The following is a 7,092-nucleotide window of genomic DNA, read 5'->3' as shown; positions in this document are numbered from 1 at the left end:
TAGCTGCCAACAAAGTCAAAGGGATAAGGGCAGCCCTTTGCTTTGATTCTCAAACGGCTAGGGGAGCTAGAATGTGGAACGATGCAAATGTACTTGCTATAAGTGGAAGGTTTACGAGCAATGAGGTTGCGAGGGAGATAATAGATGCATGGCTCTCAGTCGAGAAGCCGGATCCAAGTGAGATCGAGAACATAGAGGATCTCAAGAGAATGGAGAGGTATTTCTGATATTTGCCCAGTATTTTGTCCACATACCTCTGAAAGCGCTTCATGCTCTTTTAATTGTTAGCCATTACCTTGTTCTTTGCATAAGCTGTCACTTATTCTTGGCTGAATTAATACTCAATTTTTGGAACTACAATATATTTTTTATTTTTTTCTTTAATTATTTCTATATTTTTATAATCATTAAAAATAAGCTCTAATTCTAAATTCTTCTTATTTAGCTTAATTCTTTTTGCCTCCATCGAGAATGCAAGAAGTAGCTCATCGATTATCTTGCGTAGTACATCATCCTCTGATGAACTCATCCTTGTTTTGCTTATGCTTAGTTTTCCAATAAAATAATATATAACTAGGCATATATATGGAACTATTAAGATCAAGCTTATTGCTATTAGAGGATTTAGAATGATATTTACAAACGTTATTCTAGGATTGATAAGGGTTACAAATAACATTAAGTTGGCGACTATTATGGAAAGCATAGCTAACATTCTCAGACCAAATTTTATTAAAGTATACTTTCTGGTTAAGGGATCGTTTAGTCTTTTCTTTAAAGCTCTATTTATATGGCTTTTCCACACAGGCCAATACTTTCCTAGACCGGAGTCAAGAATGTACTTTTCTAGCTTACTTGGATCGATCATAGTGCCGTATCGAAACCTGTCCAGCTCTAAAATAGCTTTTCTTATTTTTTCAGCCCTAGAAGATCGGCTGGAAGCACGTCTTGCTACCATCATGTGCAGGCCTAGGTCTACATTAAAAGCTTATCACATATTTATATTAATATAAAATTTATTTTATACAATTATGTCTAGAGCCATGTAAAGGTTTAAATTGAAAAGGGAAGTCCTTGCATGGGAGGGTGAAATTTGAGCTATGTGAGCCTATCTCCCGAGGAATTTGTGAAGCGATCCATCGATATAGTAAGTAGAGCCCAGAATAATGGAATTATCCTAAGAATTTTGGGTGCGTTGGCTATCTACATTCGTACGGAGGAATGCCCAGAGGCTAGAAAAATCTATAACGACATTCCTAGATTTGGAGCAGGTAAACCGCTTTTCACAGACTTAGATCTCATGGCATACAGCTCCCAGAGAAATGATATAATTAAGTTCTTTCGAAATATGGGATTCGAACCACTGCTAAATCCTCTTTATAGCTATAAAAGACTGATTTATGATACTCCAGAGAGATATTTTCATGTAGATATATTCTTTGATAAACTTGAATTCAGTCATGATGTAAATTTTGGAAATAAACCGGGAAAGGGGAGGTTAGATCTGGACTTCCCAACGATTACAATCACGGATCTGGTTCTCGAAAAATTACAAATTCATCAGATAAACATGAAGGACATAATAGATCTGATGGTGCTTTTCAGAGCTTATGATATAGCAACTCAATTTGATAAAAATGTAATAGATGCTGGTTACATATCATCAATTCTTTCGGATGATTGGGGATTCTGGTTCGATGCTGTAAATAATTTAAATAAAGTAAAACAATTTACTGATAAATTCCATAAGGATGGTAAATTAAATATCGAAGATAGAAATATAATAACAGAGAGGGTCGATAAACTACTTAGAATAATAGAGGAAACCCCTAAAACAAAGAAATGGATAAAAAGAAGTAAAGAGGGGACTTCAAAGCCTTGGTATAGAGAGGTTGAGGAGGTTGAAAGATGACTCGCACTAAATGCACTGATTAGCCCTCTACCCTGTAGTAATTCTTCACGCCCTCTTTATCTATTTCTATGATATATCCTCTTAGAACTCCGGCTTCATACTCAGATCCTGGATTTATTATCATGGTCTTTCCGAGCTTATCTAGGGCACCGGACTCATGTATATGGCCATGCAACCCTAGAACAGGTTGATATTCTAACTCTAATTCCCTTACCGCCTTTGAGCCTACATGCACGAATTTCACCTGTCCACCTACGGTTACTGGCTTAAGCTTCTTGTCGAGTTGTGGGGCTAGATCCAATTTTGTGTTGTATGGAGGGCAATGAAAGTTAAAGATCGAGTTACTAGGATTAGAAAGCTTCTCAATAAGGCTCTTCAGATGTTTCTTGAGCTCTGGCTCAGGTAGCTCTCTTGGAGTATTCCATGGAGTTGGATTGACATATTCACAACTTATCATCTCATGGCCTTCTATCTCTACCACATTGCCCAAAGGCCACTTTATTCCACGATCTTCATATGATTTGATTATATCATCTACCTCTTCTATATCATCATTACCAGGCATAACATACACTTCCGTTTTCTTTAGATCCACTTTCTCCAGAATCAGGTCCATCCATTTTCTAATTCTTTCCAGAATATTCTCCTTTATGAGTTTCTCTACCTCTGAAGGGTTCTCCTTAAGGTGTTCTACCATCTCCGGATCCATTCTCATTGGATACAAACCACTATTTTCGAGTCTCTCTTCTGCTTCTCTGATCTCCTCCTCTGTCTTAAGATGGAACTCTCTTCTCCAGTATCTTAAGATGTATGTGCCATCTGGTTGCCTTATTAGGGGTACGATCATCTTTCCGGTGAGATCTCCAAGCAGCATAAGGACATCAGTTTTATGAAAACTTGGGACAGAGAGCCATTTTCTCCACAAACCAGTGCTACCGTGTACATCCACGGAGAAGAAAAGTCTCTTCATATTCCCCTCTCCTATTTATTACAAAAAAAGAAAAAGAATCAGGCTGGAGGAAGCTCTGCATATATCTTCGAGACATCAATGCCTTTAGCCATGTTTCTACGCAACATTATAGCATAAATTGCCATTCCAATTGCTGTAACAACAGCTGTAAGCACGTTCATGTAGAAATTGAACTCCTGTATGCCCACAAATACGCATAGAAAACCGGATATCACAGCAAAGAAGCCGATTATAGAGATAACTGGGACACCAGCTATGCTCCACTGCATTGGGGATCTCTTATAGATCTCGGGCTTTACATAGGGCAACACCATCGCTACTATTCCATAAAGCCAGAAGAAGTTAAACATGGTGTAATCAAGAATTCCCAGTATAACATCTATGCCCAGATATGCTATTATCGCTCCTACAATCGCCCATAGTGCTGTGATACTGTCTGACCAGATCGGAGCACCTCTAGCAGTTACTTCACTTACCTTCTCGGGAAGAGCCCTGTCAAATGACAATGCAAAGAGCACTCTTGAGCATACAAGCATTATAGGAGGTATGCTGTTAAGAAACCATAATGAGACGCAGATAGCAATTATAGCGCCCAGAAAGCCATTACCAGTAAGAGTTCCAGCGAAGAATGGTACTGAGGGCATCACTAGGGGCATTACTCCCTTCAGGGCATCAGGGTGCGTGTTGTAAAGCCATACGTATTTCCCTATAAAGTCTCCATATGCGTAGTATACAAGGAAAGCTATTGCACAGTACATGAACCATCCCCAGAGATAGCCCGGAACATAGGCATATTTGAAGGCTTTGTCAGGAGACTTAACTTCTCCGGACACGTATGCAACTGCATCAAATGCAGTCCAAGCCCATAATGGTACAACAAGGGATGCAAGCGTCACATCCCATGAGAAAGCAGGCACTTTATATCCCAATTGATCAGCAAGAGCATTGATCTTCTCGTAAACTCCAGGTCCCCATAGAATATTGAACATTTTACCTGCAGTAATCGGTGTGTTGACAGCAAATATACCCATCATCACTACGCTTACTATAAGAGGGATCCATGTTAATATCCTCTCCACCCACTTAACTGCTCTTATACCCAATAAATCCATGGCATAGAAGAACATAACCCAGATAATTGCTCCTGCTAGACGCACAATAGGCGTTGAAAGAGCTTCACCAACTCCTATCCAATAGCTGCCTAAACCGGCATAGCCGGCCATTGTTAAGGCAGAGCCAAGTATGCCAAACCATATATATCCCAATAGTCCGACGGCTATTCCCCATCCAAATACCATGATCCAACCAGCCCAGAATCCTATTGCTGGATGAAGTACTCTGCTTACCCAAATGTAGCCACCCCCTGCCCTAGGCATTGCTGCACAGAGAAGGGCTACTACCAATGCTAACGGGAAGACGATAATGGAGCCTATCATAAATGACCAGAAGGCACTAGCACCTGGATATGTATAGGCCATCCTGACAGAGTAGAAATTTATTCCCGAAGCTGCTGGTGCTGCAAAAGCCCATAGAAAGACATCTTGGAATGTTAGTTCCCTAACCAGACCGGAGGCCTTCCTAGCAAATACAATTTCCTCTCCCATAAAGACCTCCCTTTTCTGAGGGGGGAGTTACTTATAAACTTTTTCTTTCTCTAGAGTTTTCTGATCACCAGCCTTTGAGATAATCTAGCACTCCATCTGGAATTTTTCCTTCAAGGAATTCTCTTATCGAGCTTTCTATAATATCTAACGCTCTGTCAACATCCTCCTTTGATATATTCAGTGGAGGAGCTATACGAAGAACATTGCCGTTACGCCCAAAGGATATCAATATCAACCCTTTTTCCCAAGCCCTCCAGCATATCTTCAATGCTCCTTGGCGATCCGGTTCTTTCCCTTTTCTAACGATCTCAACTCCTATTAGGAGTCCCTTTCCTCTTACATCCCCTATTATGTCAAACTTATCCTGCATTTCTCTCAATCTTCTGATGATATATTCCCCTGTCTCAGAGGCTCTATCAACAAGTTTCTCATCTTCCACTGCTTCTATTGTTGCAAGAGCTGCGCTTGCTGAAACAGCATGGCCAGCATGTGTAAACACAAGCAGCGGTGAAGGGACGGAATCCATCATGTCAGACCTACCTATGACTGCAGAGATAGGCATTCCTCCTCCTAAAGCTTTAGCCGATACAAGAATATCTGGCACTACATTGAAGTGTTCAATTGCCCAAAATTTTCCGGTTCTGCCTATTCCTGTCTGGACTTCCTCATCTATCAAGGAGAAGCCATATGTATCGGCGAGTTCTCTAATTCCCTTTATGAATTCAGCTGGTGGTACCACAACACCAGCATCTCCCTGTATTGGTTCCACCAATAAACCAGCCACGTCAGAGGCATGCTCCTTTATCTTATCCTCAATTTCCTTAAGAGCTCTGCTTGTTAGCTCGTCTGGATGCTCATATCCGTCGATTCCCCATTTATTTCTGTAAGGATCAGGAAAATGAGCATATTCTATTCCAGCTAAGGGGAAAACCGATGCTTTTAAGTTCTCGCTAACTATTCCCGTTGTCGAGAGTGCACCATATGTCATCCCATGATAAGATCCATAAAAAGATAATATGAATCTCCTCCTTGTATATGCCCTGGCAACTTTTACTGCTGAATCGACTCCATCTGAACCCGAAAATCCATATGTTACTTTTTTATCAAAATTGCCTGGAGTTATGGAGATGAGCTTCTCAGCTAGCTTAACACAGGGCTCTGCATAGAGGTATACAACTGTATAGTTAAGAAATTTGTCTACTTGTTCCTTTATGGCCTTCACGACTCTTGGATTCCTGTGTCCTACATTATACACAGCAGCACTAGTCAAAAAATCTATGTATTCATTTCCATCCATATCCCATACCTTCGATCCATCAGCTCTTGCAACTACCAATGGAAAATATTTTAGTCCTATTGCTCTCGCAAGATATTTTTTATCCTTAGCTACTATTTCAAGAGATTTATCAATTTTTTTATTTGTTAATTTCCTCAGGCCTGTTAAATCCTCGCTCATACAGATCACCTCGATAGCATTAGCAGGGTTTTATATAAAAATTGCCTCATTATCCTATCGGTACTTCTAGGAGGTATTTTTCTAAATACTGTTACTCTCATTCATTTTTGCCTGAAATAGATCCCGATATTGCCCAAGCTATCTGAGTGGATAGTATACCTACAAAGCTTGTGTATTCTCTGGATCGTATAAGACCACTAATGTCTCTCACTTAGATTTACATTCAGTCTTGCAATTACCCTTATCGTTACATCAATAGGCCAGATACCTTGAAATTCCCTCCCGGTAAAATCAACTGAAGGACTTAACAATAGCTGTATTTTTGTCCACATATATCTGAAAGCTCTTCATATCCTTAAATCATTAGTGCATTAGGGCTTGCGTTTCTCACATCAATTATCACTTCCCCAGTGAACTCAGCATTCAATATCTGTATCATCCCTCCTCCTGCAAAAAAATTGTCCTGAATATGCGATCTGCTATGTAGTTAGACAGAGGATATAATAGAATAAGGGTAGATGCTATTACAAGCAGTGCTATTTCTATCATTACTATTGCAGCTCTCTCCACACTTTTCATTAGGCGATGAATTTAAAAATTCTTTCATCGAAGACTTTTTTATCTCTCATGAAGGTTGATTCCCCTATGGTGGAGTACAGAGATCTGGAAACTGCAGATGACTTTCTAAAATGCGTTGAAGTACAAAATGAGGTCTGGGGAAGGGAGTCTGCAGTTCCCCATCACATGCTGATCTCTGCGAAGAAATTCGGGGGCATAGCAATAGGGGCATTTGAGGGGGAGAAGCTGATAGGCTTTGTCTTCGGCATACCCGGAATTTATGATGGAAAGCTTATTCACTACTCCCATATGACAGCAGTTATTCCAAGCGAGAGATACAGGGGAGTTGGGTTCAAGTTAAAACTTCTCCAGAGGGAGAGAGCTCTGGCTCAGGGGATAGATCTGATAGTCTGGGCATTCGATCCTCTTCAGTGTCTCAATGCTTGGTTTAACATAGGAAAGCTGGGGGTGATAGTGAGGAGATATTCCGTCAACCATTACGGCCCCTTGAATGATAAAATAAACAGGGGACTCGAGAGCGACAGGCTTTATGCTGAGTGGTGGATAAGAAGCAGGAGAGTTGAGGAGAGGA

The 7,092-nt window shown here is 40.4% G+C and carries 8 protein-coding genes; 3 read left to right on the top strand and 5 right to left on the bottom strand.

The features are described 5' to 3' along the window. On the top strand, positions 1 to 227 hold a 227-nt coding region (locus tag D6D85_RS03265), incomplete at its 5' end, for an RpiB/LacA/LacB family sugar-phosphate isomerase (RefSeq protein WP_133308287.1). A 107-nt stretch (positions 228 to 334) separates the two neighbouring features. Here D6D85_RS03265 and D6D85_RS03260 read toward each other — a convergent pair. Further along, entirely contained in the window at positions 335 to 958 is a 624-nt protein-coding gene (locus D6D85_RS03260) for a hypothetical protein (protein ID WP_125670648.1), read from the bottom strand. A 144-nt stretch (positions 959 to 1,102) separates the two neighbouring features. Here D6D85_RS03260 and D6D85_RS03255 point away from each other — a divergent pair, with 144 nt between their 5' ends. Next, positions 1,103 to 1,912, top strand: a complete 810-nt coding sequence (locus D6D85_RS03255) for a hypothetical protein (protein ID WP_237558734.1) — start codon at positions 1,103 to 1,105, stop codon at positions 1,910 to 1,912. Positions 1,913 to 1,931: 19 nt separating this feature from the next. Here the strand turns inward: D6D85_RS03255 and D6D85_RS03250 are convergent, their stop codons facing one another. From D6D85_RS03250 to D6D85_RS16965, 4 genes are all read right to left on the bottom strand, one after another. Next, positions 1,932 to 2,882 carry a metallophosphoesterase family protein gene (locus D6D85_RS03250; RefSeq protein WP_125670646.1) on the bottom strand — a complete coding sequence of 317 codons (951 nt, stop codon included), beginning with the start codon at positions 2,880 to 2,882 and terminating at the stop codon, positions 1,932 to 1,934. 38 nt (positions 2,883 to 2,920) lie between these two features. Then, positions 2,921 to 4,486 (bottom strand): APC family permease, encoded by a 1,566-nt coding sequence (locus tag D6D85_RS03245; protein ID WP_125670645.1) that lies wholly within the window; start codon positions 4,484 to 4,486, stop codon positions 2,921 to 2,923. Between the two features lie 64 nt (positions 4,487 to 4,550). Continuing rightward, positions 4,551 to 5,942, bottom strand: coding sequence for an aspartate aminotransferase family protein (locus D6D85_RS03240; RefSeq protein ID WP_125670644.1), 1,392 nt, complete (start codon positions 5,940 to 5,942; stop codon positions 4,551 to 4,553). 435 nt (positions 5,943 to 6,377) lie between these two features. Beyond that, positions 6,378 to 6,512, bottom strand: a complete 135-nt coding sequence (locus D6D85_RS16965) for a hypothetical protein (RefSeq protein ID WP_272914409.1) — start codon at positions 6,510 to 6,512, stop codon at positions 6,378 to 6,380. Positions 6,513 to 6,587: 75 nt separating this feature from the next. Here D6D85_RS16965 and D6D85_RS03235 point away from each other — a divergent pair. After that, positions 6,588 to 7,092 (top strand): GNAT family N-acetyltransferase (locus D6D85_RS03235; protein ID WP_125670643.1); only part of this gene is annotated, 505 nt, incomplete at its 3' end.

This window comes from Candidatus Methanodesulfokora washburnensis, assembly GCF_003947435.1.
In the GTDB taxonomy this organism is placed as follows: domain Archaea; phylum Korarchaeota; class Korarchaeia; order Korarchaeales; family Korarchaeaceae; genus Methanodesulfokora; species Methanodesulfokora washburnensis.
The sequence above is the reverse complement of the archived record's forward strand: the minus strand, read 5'-3'. Positions and strand labels throughout refer to the sequence as shown.

Excerpts from the sequence above, each read along its gene's own strand:
- D6D85_RS03260 (WP_125670648.1), bottom strand. The coding sequence starts at position 958 with ATGGTAGCAAGACGTGCTTCCAGCCGATCTTCTAGGGCTGAAAAAATA.
- D6D85_RS03250 (WP_125670646.1), bottom strand. The coding sequence starts at position 2,882 with ATGAAGAGACTTTTCTTCTCCGTGGATGTACACGGTAGCACTGGTTTG.
- D6D85_RS03245 (WP_125670645.1), bottom strand. The coding sequence starts at position 4,486 with ATGGGAGAGGAAATTGTATTTGCTAGGAAGGCCTCCGGTCTGGTTAGG.
- D6D85_RS03240 (WP_125670644.1), bottom strand. The coding sequence starts at position 5,942 with ATGAGCGAGGATTTAACAGGCCTGAGGAAATTAACAAATAAAAAAATT.